The sequence below is a fragment of the Alishewanella sp. BS5-314 genome (genome assembly GCF_025377695.1).
GTDB classification, from domain to species: domain Bacteria; phylum Pseudomonadota; class Gammaproteobacteria; order Enterobacterales; family Alteromonadaceae; genus Alishewanella; species Alishewanella aestuarii.
The window spans coordinates 622,130-638,245 of record NZ_JACEHJ010000001.1 but is presented as its reverse complement, the minus strand read 5'-3'; the positions used below and the strand labels follow the sequence as shown (position 1 = coordinate 638,245).

Here is a 16,116-nt window from a genome sequence, read left to right as displayed (position 1 = left end):
ATGGTTATGTGTCAAAAATAAAAACAACAGCAGGACGCCACATGAAAGAAAATCTACCCGTTACCGGACGTGAGCAGCCGGTTCCCGCCGATGCGAATATTCTTTCTACCACTGATCTCCATGGTAAAATTAAATATGTTAATCAATGCTTTATTGAGATTAGTGGTTTTGATAAAGCAGAGCTAATTGGTCAGAATCATCATATTGTCCGGCATCCTTCGATGCCTGCTGCCGTATTCCGCCAATTCTGGCAGCGGATAAAAAGCGGTCAGCCCTGGATGGGGATAGTAAAAAACCGCTGTAAGAATGGTGACCATTACTGGGTGGACGCCTATGTTACGCCCATTTGTCAGGCGGGACAGGTTAACGAATATCAATCGGTACGTCGCCGGGCAAAACCGGAACATATTCAGCGCGCTGAGCAGGTTTATCAGGCACTGATTCAGGGTAAAACTCTCAGACAGTTAAAGACGGCGATGCCGCTGCGGTGGCAACTGTTACTGCTGTGCAGTATGCCAGTGCTGGTGGGGATTGCCGTAGCTACCCTGCTAAGCGGGTCACAGGCCAGTCTGATTTACCCGTTATTGGGGCTGTTGCTCTCGACCATGCTTTGCTGGCAATGGCTAAAGCCGTTACAGGCGTTAAGCGAGCAAAGCCGTCGCATCACTGACGATGCGGTTGCCCGCTATATTTATACTGGCCGGAATGATGAGCTTGGGCAACTGCAACTGGCGCTGCGCTGCCTGGAAGCTGAAACCGCCGGCGTGGTGGGCCGGGTAGCCGATTCGGCGACTGCGCTGGCTGCAGGGATTGGGCAGTTAACCCGTTCGGTGAATGGCTCCAGGCAGGAGATCCATGCTCAGTTTGCCGAAACAGAGCAAGTTGCCAGTGCCATTCATCAGTTGTCGGTCAGTGTGCAGGAAGTGGCTGGCAGTGCCCGTTCCTCGTCCGATGCGGCCGATAACGCCTTGCGCCAGGCTCAGCACAGCAAAGCCGTCACCGCGCAGAGTCTGGCGGCAGCAACAGGCTTACAACAGCAGCTTAGTCAGAGTGAACAGTTGGTACAGGCGGTTGCAGCCAGTAGTACTGATATCAGCCAGATCCTGGAATTGATCCGCAGTATTGCGGAGCAAACCAATTTGCTGGCGTTAAATGCAGCGATTGAAGCCGCCCGGGCCGGTGCCGCAGGACGAGGTTTTGCGGTAGTGGCCGACGAGGTAAGATTGCTGGCCAGTCGTACTCAGGGAGCAACCAGCGACATTCAATCAAAAATTTCGCGTTTGCAACAGGTTACAGCAGAGGCGGTTATCGCTCTTGGGCAAAGCCAGCAAGGTGCGGTCAGTTGCGCCGAACTTAGTCTTAGTACGGCCCAGCAGCTGGAACAAATACTGCTATCCATTCATAACATTACCGCACAAAACCAGCAAATTGCTGCTGCAGTCGAACAACAAAGTTATGTTGCAGATACCATCAGTCAGAATATCACCAGTATCCGTGATCTGGCCAGCCGCAGTCTGAGCAATGCCGAACATACCGCCAATGCCAGCGACGAAATGCACGGGGTGACGCAGGGCTTTGACGCCCTAACCCGGCAATTCTGGTCCCGGCAACGCAGTACTTAAGGAGCTGTTATGCTGGTAGAGAGCACCCAGGAGCTGCAGCAGTTGTTGAACTTGTTCTCGGAAAATGTGCCGGGATTTTTCTTTCAGTTGGAACGGCAACCAGATGGCTGTTTTTGTCTAAGGCTAGTATCAGATAGCGCAGCCCAATCGCTGGGCATGGCACTGACCGAGATCCGGCAGAATGCGGCTCTGGCGTTAGCCAGGGTACATCCGGACGATCTGGAGGATTTACGCGACACCATCCTCCACTCAGCACAGCATCTTAGCCCCTGGAGTTTGCAATTCCGCTATCAGCATCCCGCAGGTGACTACCGTTGGTTTGAGGGCCACGCGACGCCACGCCAGCTAAGCGACGGCAGTCTGGTCTGGCATGGCTACGTTAATGATATCAGTACCATCCGGCTGCATGAGCAGGCGCTGGCGGAATACGCGATGCAGCATCGGGAAATTGTCGATAATATCCTGGACGCGATCATTACTATTGATCAAGGTGGGCTGATTGAAACCTTTAACAACGCAGCTATCCGTATTTTTGGTTACCAGCCGGCAGAAGTGATCGGCAAGAACGTTTCTATGCTGATGCCGGAACCCTATCGCAGTGCTCATGACCAGTATATTGACGCTTATCAGCGTACCGGTGAAGCGAAGATCATTGGCCAAAGCCGGGAGACCAAAGGCCGGCGTAAAGATGGCCGCTTATTTAATATGGAGCTGCGGATCAGCCGGATTGAACGGGTTGATAGCTACAAATTTATTGGTATGGTCCGCGATCTGTCTGAGCGCAAAAGGACAGAGGTGTTAATTGAAAAGCTGGCCTTCTATGATCCGCTGACCCAGCTGCCAAATCGCCGGCTGTTAAAACAGCGGTTGGCGGATATCCTGAAGCAACGCCAACCAGGCGAGGAGCTGGGTGCCTTGCTGTATATTGACCTGGATAACTTTAAGCACCTGAATGACTCCCTGGGCCATGGTACCGGCGATCAGTTACTACGCCAGGTCGCTAGTCGTTTACTGCAAAGTGTACGTCAGCATGATACCGTCGCCCGATTAGGTGGCGATGAGTTTATTATCCTGCTGCAGAATTTATCACCGCTAAAGCAGGTGGCGCTGCAGCAAGCCGAGTTGGTAGCAGAAAAGGTACGCAGTACGCTGAATACCCCCTTCACCCTGGAACAGCTCAGTTATGTTAGTAGCCCCAGCATAGGGATTACGCTGTTTTCTGATGATAACCACAGTATTGATGAATTGTTGCAGCAAGCAGATCTGGCGATGTATCAGGCCAAGGCCGCCGGTAAAAACAGCATTAAGCAGTTTGATGTCTCGATGCAGGTAAAAGCCTCGGAGCGCACCCGACTGGAAAGTGAGCTGCGCGAAGCGATTAACCGCCAGCAGCTGCAGTTGTACTATCAGGGATTACACGACGCTGCGGGGCAGTTGTTGGGTGCTGAAGTCTTACTACGCTGGTTTCATCCGGAGCTTGGCAACGTCAGTCCGGCACGCTTTATTCCGATCGCAGAAGAAAGCGGCCTGATTTTTGAAATCGGCAGTTGGGTGATCGAGCAAGCCTGTCAGCAGCTGAGTCGTTGGCAGGCACAGCAGTTGGTGCCGGGACTGAAGCTGTCAATTAATATCAGTGCCCGGCAATTTCATCAGGATAATTTCTTACCCAAAGTGATGCATATTCTCGATCGTTACAGTGTCGCCCGTGACCGGCTGCAATTTGAGTTAACCGAGAGCATTTTGGTATCCCGGGTTGATGAGGTGATCAGCAAAATGCAGGCGCTCAAGCAGTACGGTATTGCCTTTGCGCTGGATGATTTTGGTACTGGCTATTCTTCGTTAAGCTATCTGAAGCGCCTACCATTGGAGCAACTGAAAATAGATCGCAGCTTTGTGGCAGATATTCTGCACGATCCCAATGACGCTGCCATTGCCAGCACCGTGATAGCGCTCTCTGCTGCCTTGGGACTGGGGGTGATTGCCGAAGGTGTCGAAACTGCGGCGCAGCGGGATGCGCTGGCGGCGTTGGGCTGTTATCATTACCAAGGATTCTATTTCAGCCGGCCAGTGCCGGGCGGAGACTTTGTTGCATTACACCGGCACACCGTTACGCATTAAGTTGTTCTGGCTCATGCTGAGCCTTGGGTTACTGCATGGCTGTGCGATGGTCTCAGTGTCGGATATGGATAGCCGTGATTACCTGAAACAGCGCCGGGGTGATGTGCTGACCACCGGCGATCTCAGCCTGTATGCGGGCACTGTGTTGCAAATACTGGGGCAGGATGAGCGCAGTTGCCGGCGCCAGGCCGCGCAATGCGCAGAGATGTTGACGACCGCCATTGGCCTGACGACTGAGCAGCGCCTGTCGACCATGGCCGAGCTGTGGTTGTATGAAGCTATTAATGGTGTACGACCACCGCGGCAGGATCCGCAGGCGGAAATCGATGCCTATCTGATGAGCGCCCGCTACGCTTATGCCTATCTGTTTTATTCCGGTGTTGCTCCCTACCGGCGCCTGTTTGCTGACCGTCAGACTCAGGTGCGGGACTACTACAATTTTGCTACGCAACAGGCTGCGACCCTGCTATTCGCCGGGCGCGAACGTGACTGGCTGCAAGACCCGCAACAACAATTTCGCACTACCAACTGGCAGGTACAGGCGCAGCTGCAACATCAGCGCTTCCGGCGTCAGGCTTTACCAGAGCGGTTGGTGGCAACCAGTAGTCTGTCATTTAAAGGCTTACGCAATCAGTATCGCCGCGATGGTTTAGGCGCCGAAATGGTAGCCGATACCAAGGTGGGGCGGGATTGGCGTACTGAGCAGGGGTTTGCCGAATTACCGGTACCGGTGGTAACGGCGTTATTGAGTTTTGGTGGCGGTACCCTGCAGGAGGTGCTAGTGACTAAGGAAGCCACCTTGCATTTGCTGGATCCGCTGCAACAAAAAGAGCTCTATGTGGCCGGGAATCTGGTGCCGCTGGCGGCGAATTTTACCGCCGGTTATGGCTTATGGCTGGCACGCTCCGATTTTGCCCGCCAGGCATTCTGGAACCTGATGGGTGCCAGCGATGCCCTGGCCGAGCCGCAATTATTTTTGCTGCAGCCCTTTGACCCCAACCGGAAAATTATTCTGTTGCTGCATGGGATTGCCAGTAGCCCGGAGGCCTGGGTTAACACCGCGAACGAAGTGCTGGGGGATGAAGCGCTGCGCGAGCGCTATCAGTTATGGCAACTCTATTATCCAACTAACCTGCCGTTGTTGTTAAATGTAAAGAGTCTGCATGCCCGCATTGTTAGCACCTTGCAACACTTTGATCCGGAGGGAAAGACTGCCGCCGCTTCGGAGATGGTGATTATCGGCCACAGTATGGGCGGTGTGCTGGCGCGATTGCTGGTGTCGGACTCCGGCGATCAGATCCTGCAATCAATAAGTCAGCAGCGGCATCTGGACTCGCGGCGACAGCAGCTGTTCTTTCAGCGCTTCCAGGAAGATCTGACCTTTAGCGCTTTACCTGGGGTGAGCCGGGCGATCTTTATTGCTGCACCACACCGGGGCACTACTGTGGCCGACTACCGGCTCGCCCGTTGGTTAGCTGGCTTGATAACCTTGCCGGTCACCGTGTTGGAACGTTTTGCTCAGGCCGCTGAGCTGCTGGCTGATCCGGATAATCAGGAACAGCAGCGCGCGGTGCGCTTTACCAGTATCGAAAACCTCAGTGAAAAAGACCTTTTTATCCGGGCGGCGGCTAAGCTGCCAATTAATCCGGCAGTACGTTATCACTCCATTATCGGTGTCGAGCAGCCAAATTTACCGCTGGAGCAACAAAGTGATGGTGTGGTGCCTTATCTTAGTGCCAGTCTGGCTGGTGCCGAGTCAGAAATGGTGATCCGTTCCGGCCACAGTGTGCAGGAAACCTCGGCGGCGATTCTGGAGATCCGCCGTATTCTGTATCAGCATTTAACAGAGCTACCCTAAGCGGTATTCAGGTGCGGGCTTTACTGGCTACCAGATAATAGGTCACCCCCAATGCCAAAACGACCACCCCGATAGCAAAGACATATTCGGCAGCAATAGTGGCAAAATCCAATACAATCACTTTACGGGCGATGGCCATTAGCGCTGTTGCGATCACCAGCTTAACGTGAATTACATCGTCACGCAGGTACAGGATAATATTTGCGAAGATTTCTATTGCGATCAGCACAGCCAGGAAGGAAGCAAATACCGCAAAAATATCGTTCAGCTCTAATAAAAAATGTGGCGGGTTGGAGAGTTTTTCATATAACACCAAGCCGACATCCAAAATACACAGGATGATTACAAGCACCATCATTATAGCCAGCAGCCGGATACAATGCCCAATCACGCCATTTAACTTGCTGATTAGCGGGTCGGCTTCCTTTGGGCGCAGATGATTATCGGTTTTTTGTTGCTCTTGCATGGACGTGGCTGCCGGTCATTACACTTGTACTTTAGTGTAGCGGGCCGGCAGCTGGTTGCTTTGCTCTGGCGCAAATAATGCAGGATTAAGCATCAGCTGTTGGGACTAATATGCCATGCACTATCAAAAATAAGACTGGCAGAGCGCTGCCGCTTAACCTGAAAGTGCAGTATAAGTCGGTGTTACGAAGCCCTGCGTAAGGCTATCGCGCTACTGACAGCTACCACAGCAGTGCTGATCACCATGGCCGGGGCGCTTGGGCTCAACAAACAAAATTTCGTTCTCCAGTAAAATATGCTGCATTAAATCCTCTTTCAGTTCGCGCAGCCCCAGATAGAGTGCGGTCCAGGTGTTGCAGGCACCGGGATGCAGTTGCTGGCCAAAACTCAGTTCGTCCAGTTTTCGCAGTGCCTCACCATGCTCCTGATGCTCTTCCAGCATCACACTGATGGGCCCATAGGGATAAACACCGCGCACCAGCATCGGAAACAGGATTTGCTCCTCTTTCAGCATATGGCTTTCCAGCTCCTGCTGCATCTCGGCCAGATGATTGGCCAGGCCATGCGGGCAATGCGGGCTGTCGCTGTGTACCGTTTCTACCCGCCGGGCCAGGCGAATCAGCTCCGGCAATTGTTCGCGATGGCGTTGATGGAAGCGGTTTAGTACATACTCGGCCAGCTTGGCAGTGGGTTCGCTATGCCAATCTACAGCAGGCTGCGGTTGTCGTTGTAATTTTTCCAGAGCGGCCAGTACCTCCTGTTGGTTTAAACCACGTTTGGCGATAGCGGCGCCCAGGCTTTGCTGACCGCCACAGCAAAAATCCAGTTTAAACTGATGAAAGACGGCAGTGGCACCGGCGATACGGGTGGCTAATTGGCCTAAGGGTTGTTCAAGTAGCATGATGTTCTCCTGAGTAAACAAAGGTTTGCCCCAAGCGGGCGTTAGCCCGGTACAGCAAGGCAGATGCCAGAACTACCACCTTTGATTTATATCTGTTTTTTTTGACCGATGGTAAATTAAACCCAGAAAAATTCGGGTGCTTTTCACCCTGTGGGTAAAATTAACCATGCTTGATGCCGTGTTATTTGCTGATCTGGTCACCGAGTTGCCTTCGGCTGTGCGCTTACAGCGGCTGGTCAATACACTGCGTAGCCATTTTGGTTGTGGTGCTGTGGCATTGTTGCAGTTACAGCAGGCGCAGTTAAAGCCAGTAGCGGTGCAGGGACTGCTACGGGAAACGCTGGGCCGGCGTTTTCAAGTGGCACAGCATCCACGTTTGGCGGCGATTTTAGCCAGCCGCCAACCCGTACGTTTTCCGCCGGGCAGTGAATTACCCGATCCCTATGATGGCTTGCTGGCTGAGCAACCAGGAGCAGTGGTGCCGGTGCATGATTGTATGGGCGTATCGTTATATGTGGAGGGGCGCTGCTGGGGCGTATTAACACTGGATGCCCTGTCGCCGGCTAACTTTGATGCCCTGGCGGTGTTGCAGTTACAACAATTAAGCTTGCTGGTAGAAGCCGCTATTCGTATTACCGAACTGGAGCAGGCGAACCGGGCGCTGCGGCAGGGTGGCTTGCCTACTGTTGGCACCAGTACAACAGCAGCGCAACAGTATGAAATTATTGGTCAAAGCCTGGCGCTGCAGCAGATTTTACAGGAGCTGGATGTGGTAGCCGGCTCGGAGCTACCGGTGCTGCTGTTGGGGGAAACCGGGGTCGGCAAGGAGCTGTTCGCCCGGCAACTGCATCGCCGCTCCGGCCGCGCCGAGCGCCCCATGATCTATGTTAACTGTGCAGCCTTACCGGAAAGTCTGGCAGAAAGTGAGCTATTCGGGCATAGCAAGGGCGCGTTTTCCGGCGCGTTAAGTGAGCGTGCCGGCCGCTTTGAGGCAGCAGATGGCGGAACCCTGTTTTTAGATGAAGTCGGGGAACTAGCATTATCCGTGCAGGCAAAGCTGCTCAGAGTGCTGCAGAACGGTGAAATTCAGCGTTTAGGATCGGATAAGCTGCGGCGGGTGAATGTACGGCTGGTTGCCGCGACCAATCGCGATTTACAGCAGCAGGTGAAACAGGGCGAATTTCGTGCTGATCTCTACCACCGTTTATCAGTGTATCCGATCCCGATACCGCCGCTGCGGGAGCGCAGCGAAGATTTACCCTTATTAGCCGGGCATTTTCTGGAGCAGAACCGCAGCCGTTTGGGGCTACGTAGCTTAAGGCTGGCACCAGCAGCAGAGCTGGCTTTACTGGGTTATCACTGGCCGGGGAATATCCGCGAGCTGGAGCATGTGATTAGCCGCGCGGCAATCAAGGCGCTAAGTCAGGGCGCCCAGCGCAGTGACATCGTGATCCTGCAGCCAGAATTGCTCGATTTGCCCGGTAGTCAGCCGCAAGCGCCGGCGCTTGAGCATATTGAGCTGCCGGTACAGGGGTTAAAGCAGGCAGTAAATCAGTTTCAGCAACAGCTGATCCGGCAGGCATTGCAGCAGCACCAACAATGTTGGTCGAAAGCGGCCCGCGCCCTGCAACTGGATGCCAGTAATTTGCATAAGCTGGCGCAGCGTTTAGGGCTGAAGTAACAACAGGAGATGGCTTATGAGTGAGATACTGAGCCCGCAGCAGGCGTTGCGTTATAGCAGGCAACTGATGTTACCGGCGCTGGATTTTCGTGGTCAGGAAGCCTTACTGGCCAGTAAGGTGTTATTGGTTGGTATGGGCGGGCTTGGTTGTGCTGCGGCGCCGTATCTGGTGGCTAGCGGTGTCGGGGCGCTGACGCTGGTTGATAATGATGTGATTGACCGTAGCAATCTGCAGCGCCAGATCCTGTATCGCGAACAGGATATTGGCCAGCCTAAAGTCGTTACGGCATTACAGCAACTGAAACAGCTAAATAGTGAGATCCAGCTCAGTGCGATCCAGCAGCGGCTGGATCACACTGCGCTGGCGCAACTGGTACCGCAATTTACACTGGTGCTGGACTGCACCGATAATCTGCTGACCCGTAATGCCATTAACAGCGCCTGTGTGCAGGCCGGCATACCGTTGGTGTCTGCCGCCGCTATCCGCTTTGAGGGGCAGTTACTGAGTTTACGGAATCAACCGGGCGATCCCTGCTATCAGTGTTTAAGCCGCTTCTTTGGTGAACAGCAGCTAAGCTGCATGGAAGCGGGTATTCTGTCGCCGGTTGTCGGCGTGCTGGGCGTGATGCAAGCACTTGCCGCGGTGAAGATCCTGGCAGCAGTGGGTGAACCTGAGTATCACCAGTTAAAGTTGTTTGATGCGCTAAGTGGTCAGTGGCAGCAGTTCCAATTGCCTGCCGATCCAAACTGCCCGGTATGTCGCAGTAGGAAATAGTACTGAGTTTGTGGGTTGTGTTGCCCCGCCCCGGTACTGTCAGTGTTTGGTATCTTGTACCCGGAACAGAACCTTAGCGCCAGCAGCTTCATTACCGGGCGTTTTGCCAAGTTGTGGCAGGATATCGCAGTGCACCTTTTGCAATAACTTATAGGCGTCGGCCAGATCGCAATTTTCGTGATCGCGCTTTTTATAACCCAGGCTGGTCAGCTCAAGATGCCAGGTTGGCACTACCTCAACCGTGGCCAGGGTTTGTTTAACACAATTAAGCGGGCAACCATCCACTGCCAGGATCGGCCGACCAGACTGTGCAACCTTTAGTAACTGCTTGACTCTACCGCCAACGCCGGCGATACATGACATCTCGGCCAGACCTTCCCGATCCAGGACCACAGCTAAATCATTGGCCAGCTGCGCCACATTGGAGCAGCCGGAGCAGGCATAAACCAGCGGTTTCGTTTCGTAATCGTGACTCATAACAGCTTCCTGAAACTGACGATATGTTCAGTTTAGAAGCCTGCTAGCCAGCCAGCTTGATGTAAATCAAAACGCCGGCAGCTTTACCCCATCAGGGGTAAGGGGTTAACCCGGCCGCCCATCTGCCCTAGGCGTGGTTAACACCGGAAAATACACCAGCACATAGCAGCCATAAGCCAGCACCCAGCTGCCAATCCCCAGCCATAACAGACTAAAGGTATGCTCCGGCAACCACCAGATCAGCAGGGTCCGGCTAATGCCGGCAACAGCAACCAGTAAAAAGGCCCAGCCCATAATGTGTTTCGGCTGCAGCAAGCGACCACTGTGGCCAAGCGAAACCCGCGCCATCATCGATAGGATCATCGAGCCCATGGCGCCGGCAGTCAGTGCATGTAGCGCAATGCTCTGGCTGACCGCAAAGCCGGCATAGCGTAGCGCAAACAAGGCCAGGCCCAGAGGAATAAACCAATAGGCCAGATGCAGCGACCACAGCAGCGGCACCCGTAGCGTGAGCCAGATTTTCCAGCGGGCGCAGCGGATGGCGGTTAGCAAAGCACTCAGGGCAAAGAGAGCACTTAGCGAACTGGCGGGTAGCAGAGGCACTAAACTAAAAAAGTGCAGCATAAAAATCAGCCATAGACTGGCCAGTGCCGCCCGATCCAGCCAGGGCCAAGCCTCGACCTTAGTGGTTTTAGTGCCATTGGCAGTAAACATCGGGATCACCCGGCCGCCGACAATTGCCATCAGCAGGGTAACAAGCCAGATCGCGTTCAGGCTACCAAGCTGTTGTATATCGTAGCGCTTAAGATAAAGCCCGAGATACATCATCAGGTTGCAGGCGGTTAGCAGCAGTAACACCGGCACAAAAAATAAATTGCGGTATTGTTGTACCGCCAGTAGCGGCTTCGCCAGTAACCAGGCGGCCAGTGGTAAAAAGCTCAGATCCACCAGGGCGACCAGCCACAGGGGCAGCGCCTCGCCAAAGAGCAGAAGCAGACGGGCGGCCAGCCAGAGCAGTGTTAGCAATAACAGCGTCGGGCCATGCGGTGCGCGTAGTGAGGTCCAATTTTGCACCGCAGTTAATAAAAAGCCGATGACGATGGCACAGGCAAAGCCAAAGATCATTTCATGGCTATGCCAGAATAATACCTGACCAACAGGTTGCAGCTGCAGCTGACCGCCCAAGATCAGCCCCCACAACAGCATGGCGATAGCGCTAAAGGCGGCGCCGAATAAAAACAGCGGCCGGAATGCCTGGCGCAATAGCGGCAACAGCTTTTGCTCGGTCGCCAGATCGGTAATTTGCATCATTCGTCGTCATCCAATAAAAAATTATTACTACGGGCATCCTGCAGGCGCTGTTGATATTGCGCTGCCTGATTGGCGAAAAACATGGTGATCATGCATAGCGCCAGCACGCCATACAGAATCATAAAGCAGCCGGTGACAATACCCAGTGCATCCTGCGCCAGGCCAAAGAGCACCGGCAGGGTACAACCGCCCAGACCGCCAATGGCGGCAACAAAGCCACCGACTGCGCCCATATGCTTAGGGTAGTAATCGTGAATCACTTTATACACGCTGGCGCGGCCAAAACCCTGAGCTACGCCAATGACAAAGATCAGGGCCGTAAACCACCAGACATTAACGGAGATCTCCAGTTGGACATCTTTTTCCAAGCCATGAATAATCAGGGTAGTGGGGGGGTAACTCAGAAAGAACAAGCACACCAGGCAGACCCAGAACACACTCCAGTTTACGGCCCGGCCACCATAGCGATCGGCAAACCAGCCACCTAATGCCCTGACCATACTGGAAGTCGCGACAAAAAACAGCGTAAAGGCCATTGCCTGCTGGGCGTTCATCGCATAGGCCTGCATATAATATTGTGGTAACCACAGCAACAGGGCTAAAAAGCCACCAAATACAAAGTAGTAATACAGTGAAAAGCGCCAGACCCGGGCATCTCTGACTAACTGACGTAGAGTCAGTGGTCTGGCGGTGGGGCCTGCAGTTTTTGGCGAGGGCGGTGACAACAACCAGAATAACACCAGCAATAAAGCCAGCCCAACGGCATACACAGGCCCAACCCACTGCCAGCCCCACCAGGCGACAATAATGGGCACCAGAATAAAGGTGATGGCGACGCCGGCATTGCCTACGCCAAACAGACCCATCGCCAGGCCTTGCTGGCGCGAGGCAAACCAGTCGGTCACATAGCGGATGCCGAAGGTAAAGGAAACGCCACTTAAACCAAACCAGAGGCCGGTGGTCAGATAACCATAAAAGCTGCTTACCAGTGGCAGCAATGCCAGCGCCGGAATGCAGCTGAGCATTAACCCCAGCCACAGCAGTCGGGCATTATAGCGATCGGCCAGCAAACCCAACGGAATACGTAGTAGCGCCCCGCTAAAAATGGGGGCTGCCAGTAAAATACCGTATTCGGTGGCGCTCAGGGCCAGCTGTTGTTGGATATCCAACCCCATCACCGCGTATAGCGTCCACACCGAAAAGCAGCCGGCAAAAGCCAGGGTAGCCAGTAGCAGCGCCCGGCGCGCCAGAGGATGGGTTGCCTGCATGCGTTACTCCCCAAATAAGCGCCTGTACCAGGCGCAAGACTCACTGCGCCTAGCATAGCGAAAAGCTTAGCGGCCTGCCCGGCCAAAAAGCAGTACCCCCTAAGTTCTGCGGCTAAGGCTGCGGCAAGGCAGGCTACCTCATAGGGGGTAGTGATGGCGTTGGGCTCGGCTTTTAGCGCTAAATTGCTGGCTACTCCAAAGGAGGTAGCGGCCCTCAGTGCAGGCCCGGCGCGGGCTGGCGGCTGTTGTGCCAGATCAATTTTTCCGGCCTAAAAACCCCTAGACTTGTACTGGAATATCATTCTATGACTCTTTCAGGAGGTCTGTATGGCTGGCGCAGCGTCTGCGGCAGGGCAAAGCAGTAAACTCAATCTGCTTAATTTTGCTGAACAAAAAATAAAAATGTTACACCTGACCTGGTTTGCGTTCTTTCTTACCTTTGTGATTTGGTTTGCTCATGCGCCCTTACTGATGCATATAAAAGAAGCGCTGGCGTTAACCGATGCCCAGATCCGGGCTTTGCTGATATTAAACGTGGCATTGACCATTCCGGCGCGCATCGTAGTGGGAATGATGGTGGATAAATATGGCCCGCGTATTATGTATTCGGTGTTGTTATTTATCTCGGCCTTGCTCTGTATCGGCTTTGCTTTTGCCAATACCTATGATGCCCTGGCCTTATTCCGCTTTTTACTGGGCTTTGTCGGCGCAGGTTTTGTGGTAGGGATCCGGCTGGTTGGTGAGTGGTTTCCGCATAACCAGGTTGGTACCGCTGAAGGTATCTACGGTGGCTGGGGTAATTTTGGCTCGGCGGCAGCCGCGATGACGCTGCCAACAGTGGCGCTGATGTTCGGTGGTGAAAATGGCTGGCGCTATGCGATTGCCTCAGTTGGGGTGATCAGTGCGGTCTATTCGCTGATTTTCTATAAATTTGCCCGCAATACGCCCAAAGGCTCGACTTATTTTAAACCGAAAAAAACCGGTGCCATGGTGGTTACCAGCTGGGGCGCATTGTGGGCCCTGATTCTGATGAATATCCCAATGCACCTGGCACTGGGGATCCTGGCCTGGCGTTTATCACCGGCTGGGGTGAATTTGTTCTCGGAAACTGCCATGTACGGCATCTGGGGCGCGCTGGTGGTATTGTTTATCTTCCAGACGCAACAAACCTGGAAAATCAACGCCGAACATTTACGCGAAGGTGTGCCGGAGCATGACAAATATAGCTTTAAGCAGGTCGGGATCTTAAATATTGCTTACTTTGCGACCTTTGGCTCTGAGCTGGCGGTGGTATCGATGCTGCCACTGTATTTCCTGGAAACCTTCGAGGGGATGACGGCGGTAAAAGCGGGTTTGCTAGCGTCTGCGTTCGCCTTTATGAATCTGGTGTCGCGGCCAATGGGAGGCTGGTTCTCTGATAAATTTGGCCGGCGTAAGAGTATGGTGATCCTGATTGGTGGTCTGGCTGCCGGCTATTTTCTGATGGGCTTGATGGACAGCCACTGGTGGATCCCGTTGGCCGTATTAGCGGTAATGGCCTGCTCCTTCTTTGTGCAAGCCGGCGAAGGTGCGGTGTTTGCGATAGTGCCACTGATCAAGCGCAGTATGACCGGCCAGATCGCCGGAATGGCAGGTGCTTACGGTAATGTGGGGGCTGTGGTGTACCTGACCGTACTAAGCTATGTCGATTTTAGTACCTTCTTCTATGTGATTGCCGCCTCAGCATTGATTGGCTTGGTTGCGGTGATGTTCCTCGACGATCCTAAGGGACATATTGTCGAGGTGGCGGAAGATGGTACAGTACATAGAATTAATGTCGGTTAAATAAGGGCGTGCCGCTGTGGCAGAGTTAGCACTGCAATTACAATATGGCGCTCAGACTGCGGCCGGCGTAAAAGCGGCCAATGAGGATGCGGTTGCCTGTCAGTTGCCTGACTCTGCCTACTTACTGCAACATAAGGGTGCCTGTTTTGTGCTGGCCGATGGCGTCAGTACCGCTGAAGCTGGCGCTCAGGCCAGTAAACTGGCTACCGAGCGTTTTTGTCAGGAATATCCGCAAACTCCGGATAGTTGGTCGGTGGCCTACAGTGCCGAGCAGTTACTGGCCACCATCAACAACCAGCTGTATCAATTCAGTCATAAGTTTGCCCATGAACAAAAAGGCTATTTATGTACCTTTAGTGCTTTGGTGCTGAAGTCGCGCACTGCGCATTTCTTCCATATAGGTGACAGCCGTATCTATCTGTTGCGTAAAGCCAGTTTGCAGCAGCTGACGCAGGATCATATTACGGTATTGTCGGAGCAGCGGCAGTTTTTAGGCCGGGCACTGGGCATGGATGCCAAGGTCGCAGCGCAGCAAGGTGCATTGGCGTTGCAAGCGGGTGATCGTTTTTTACTAACCTCGGATGGCATTCACGACTTTTTAAGTGAGGCCGAATTAACTCAGCTGCTGACGACAGTAACGGATCCGGAGCAATGTAGCCGGCAGTTACTGGAGCAGGCATTAGCGCATGGCAGCGATGATAATGTCAGCGCGATAGTGGTGGATGTGGCGCAGTTACCTGAGCAGAGCCTGGATGATTTAAGCTCCGAGCTGACCCGGTTACCCTTCCCGCCGGCGTTAAGCCCGGGTATGAAACTGGATGGTTATCGGGTAGTGCGTGAGCTCTATGCCAGTAGCCGCAGTCACCTGTATCTGGTGGAAGATGAAGCCACCGCAGAGCAGCTGGTGCTTAAGAGCCCATCGCAGAATTATGCCGATGATGTGCTTTATATCGATCGCTTTATCCGCGAAGAGTGGATTGGCCTGCGGATCCAGTCGCCGCGCGTAGTTAAGGTGATCCGACAAAGCCGGCCACGGACCTTTCTGTACTATTTAATGGAGCATTTGCAGGGCCAGAGTTTAGAGCACTGGCTGGCAGAGCAGCCACAGCCGCTTAAACCCGCGTTGGCAATTAAACTAGTGAAACAGATAGCCGAAGGCCTACAGGCGTTTCACCGCATGGGCGCCATTCATCAGGACCTGAAACCCGGCAATATTATGCGCCTGGCCGATGGCAGCCTGAAATTGGTGGATTTTGGTTCGGTGTTTGTTGCCGGTCTGGCGGAAATCTACAGCCCACTGCACCACGAAGGCGCTTTGGGCACCGCGACCTATTCCGATCCACACTATCTGCTGGGACATAATTCTGGCGTGCAGGGGGATGTGTATGCTTTGGCGACTATTGCCTATGAACTCTTTAGTGGCGGTCATTTACCCTATGGCCCGGCGGTAGAAGAATGCCGGGTGGCGAGCGATTATGACCGGCTGCGCTATCGCAGTGCCAGTCAGTTTAACCCGCTAATCCCGACCTGGTTTGACAGGGCCCTGCAAAAGGGAGTGAGTTTGGATCTGAGTTACCGCTATCAGAGTATCAGCCAGTTACTGACCGATTTGCAGCAACCCAACCCGGCGTTTTTGCATGAAGAGGTCAAACAGCAGAATAAATCCAATCCACTGCTATTCTGGCAACTGCTGTCCGGTTTCTGGTTTATTACCCTGTTATTGGTGATCTGGTTGTTTCTGCTACGCCGTTAACTTGCTTTTTCGCGGTTGCAGGGGTATAACTGCCTAAATTCTGAAAAGTCCGACGGCGTTAGC

At 53.6% G+C, this 16,116-nt stretch carries 12 protein-coding genes; 7 read left to right on the top strand and 5 right to left on the bottom strand.

The genetic code is table 11. The features are described 5' to 3' along the window. The first annotated feature begins 41 nt into the window (after positions 1-41). Genes H1D31_RS02930 through H1D31_RS02920 form a run of 3 tightly spaced genes read left to right on the top strand, consistent with a single transcriptional unit; the run spans position 42 to position 5,598 of the window. Positions 42-1,622 (top strand): methyl-accepting chemotaxis protein, encoded by a 1,581-nt coding sequence (locus H1D31_RS02930; protein ID WP_261255862.1) that lies wholly within the window; start codon positions 42-44, stop codon positions 1,620-1,622. Positions 1,623-1,631: 9 nt separating this feature from the next. Beyond that, complete coding sequence (locus tag H1D31_RS02925; RefSeq protein ID WP_261255860.1) at positions 1,632-3,740, top strand: putative bifunctional diguanylate cyclase/phosphodiesterase; 2,109 nt, start codon at positions 1,632-1,634, stop codon at positions 3,738-3,740. After that, entirely contained in the window at positions 3,706-5,598 is a 1,893-nt protein-coding gene (locus H1D31_RS02920) for an esterase/lipase family protein (protein ID WP_261255858.1), read from the top strand. The genes H1D31_RS02925 and H1D31_RS02920 overlap by 35 nt, the downstream gene beginning before the upstream one ends. A 7-nt stretch (positions 5,599-5,605) precedes the next feature. Here H1D31_RS02920 and H1D31_RS02915 read toward each other — a convergent pair whose 3' ends face one another. Continuing rightward, positions 5,606-6,064: a phosphate-starvation-inducible PsiE family protein gene (locus tag H1D31_RS02915; protein WP_261255856.1), complete on the bottom strand. Its 459-nt coding sequence runs from the start codon at positions 6,062-6,064 to the stop codon at positions 5,606-5,608. Between the two features lie 210 nt (positions 6,065-6,274). After that, complete coding sequence (gene ytfE, locus H1D31_RS02910; RefSeq protein WP_008609428.1) at positions 6,275-6,964, bottom strand: iron-sulfur cluster repair protein YtfE; 690 nt, start codon at positions 6,962-6,964, stop codon at positions 6,275-6,277. 166 nt (positions 6,965-7,130) lie between these two features. On the opposite strand from ytfE, the gene norR reads away from it, so the two are divergent. Further along, positions 7,131-8,645, top strand: coding sequence for a nitric oxide reductase transcriptional regulator NorR (gene norR, locus H1D31_RS02905; protein WP_261255853.1), 1,515 nt, complete (start codon positions 7,131-7,133; stop codon positions 8,643-8,645). Positions 8,646-8,661: 16 nt separating this feature from the next. After that, positions 8,662-9,420: a molybdopterin-synthase adenylyltransferase MoeB gene (gene moeB / locus H1D31_RS02900; protein WP_261255851.1), complete on the top strand. Its 759-nt coding sequence runs from the start codon at positions 8,662-8,664 to the stop codon at positions 9,418-9,420. Between the two features lie 39 nt (positions 9,421-9,459). Here moeB and H1D31_RS02895 read toward each other — a convergent pair whose 3' ends face one another. From H1D31_RS02895 to H1D31_RS02885, 3 genes are all read right to left on the bottom strand, one after another. Next, entirely contained in the window at positions 9,460-9,897 is a 438-nt protein-coding gene (locus tag H1D31_RS02895) for a putative zinc-binding protein (RefSeq protein WP_261255849.1), read from the bottom strand. Between the two features lie 105 nt (positions 9,898-10,002). Further along, entirely contained in the window at positions 10,003-11,208 is a 1,206-nt protein-coding gene (locus H1D31_RS02890; protein ID WP_261255846.1) for an NnrS family protein, read from the bottom strand. Next, on the bottom strand, positions 11,205-12,476 hold the full coding sequence (locus H1D31_RS02885) for an MFS transporter (RefSeq protein WP_261255843.1): 1,272 nt from the start codon (positions 12,474-12,476) through the stop codon (positions 11,205-11,207). The genes H1D31_RS02890 and H1D31_RS02885 overlap by 4 nt, the downstream gene beginning before the upstream one ends. A gap of 327 nt (positions 12,477-12,803) precedes the next feature. Between H1D31_RS02885 and H1D31_RS02880 the strand changes: the two genes are divergently transcribed. Then, on the top strand, positions 12,804-14,300 hold the full coding sequence (locus H1D31_RS02880) for a NarK family nitrate/nitrite MFS transporter (RefSeq protein WP_008950898.1): 1,497 nt from the start codon (positions 12,804-12,806) through the stop codon (positions 14,298-14,300). A gap of 16 nt (positions 14,301-14,316) precedes the next feature. Beyond that, on the top strand, positions 14,317-16,053 hold the full coding sequence (locus tag H1D31_RS02875) for a bifunctional protein-serine/threonine kinase/phosphatase (protein ID WP_261255839.1): 1,737 nt from the start codon (positions 14,317-14,319) through the stop codon (positions 16,051-16,053). Positions 16,054-16,116: the final 63 nt, after the last annotated feature.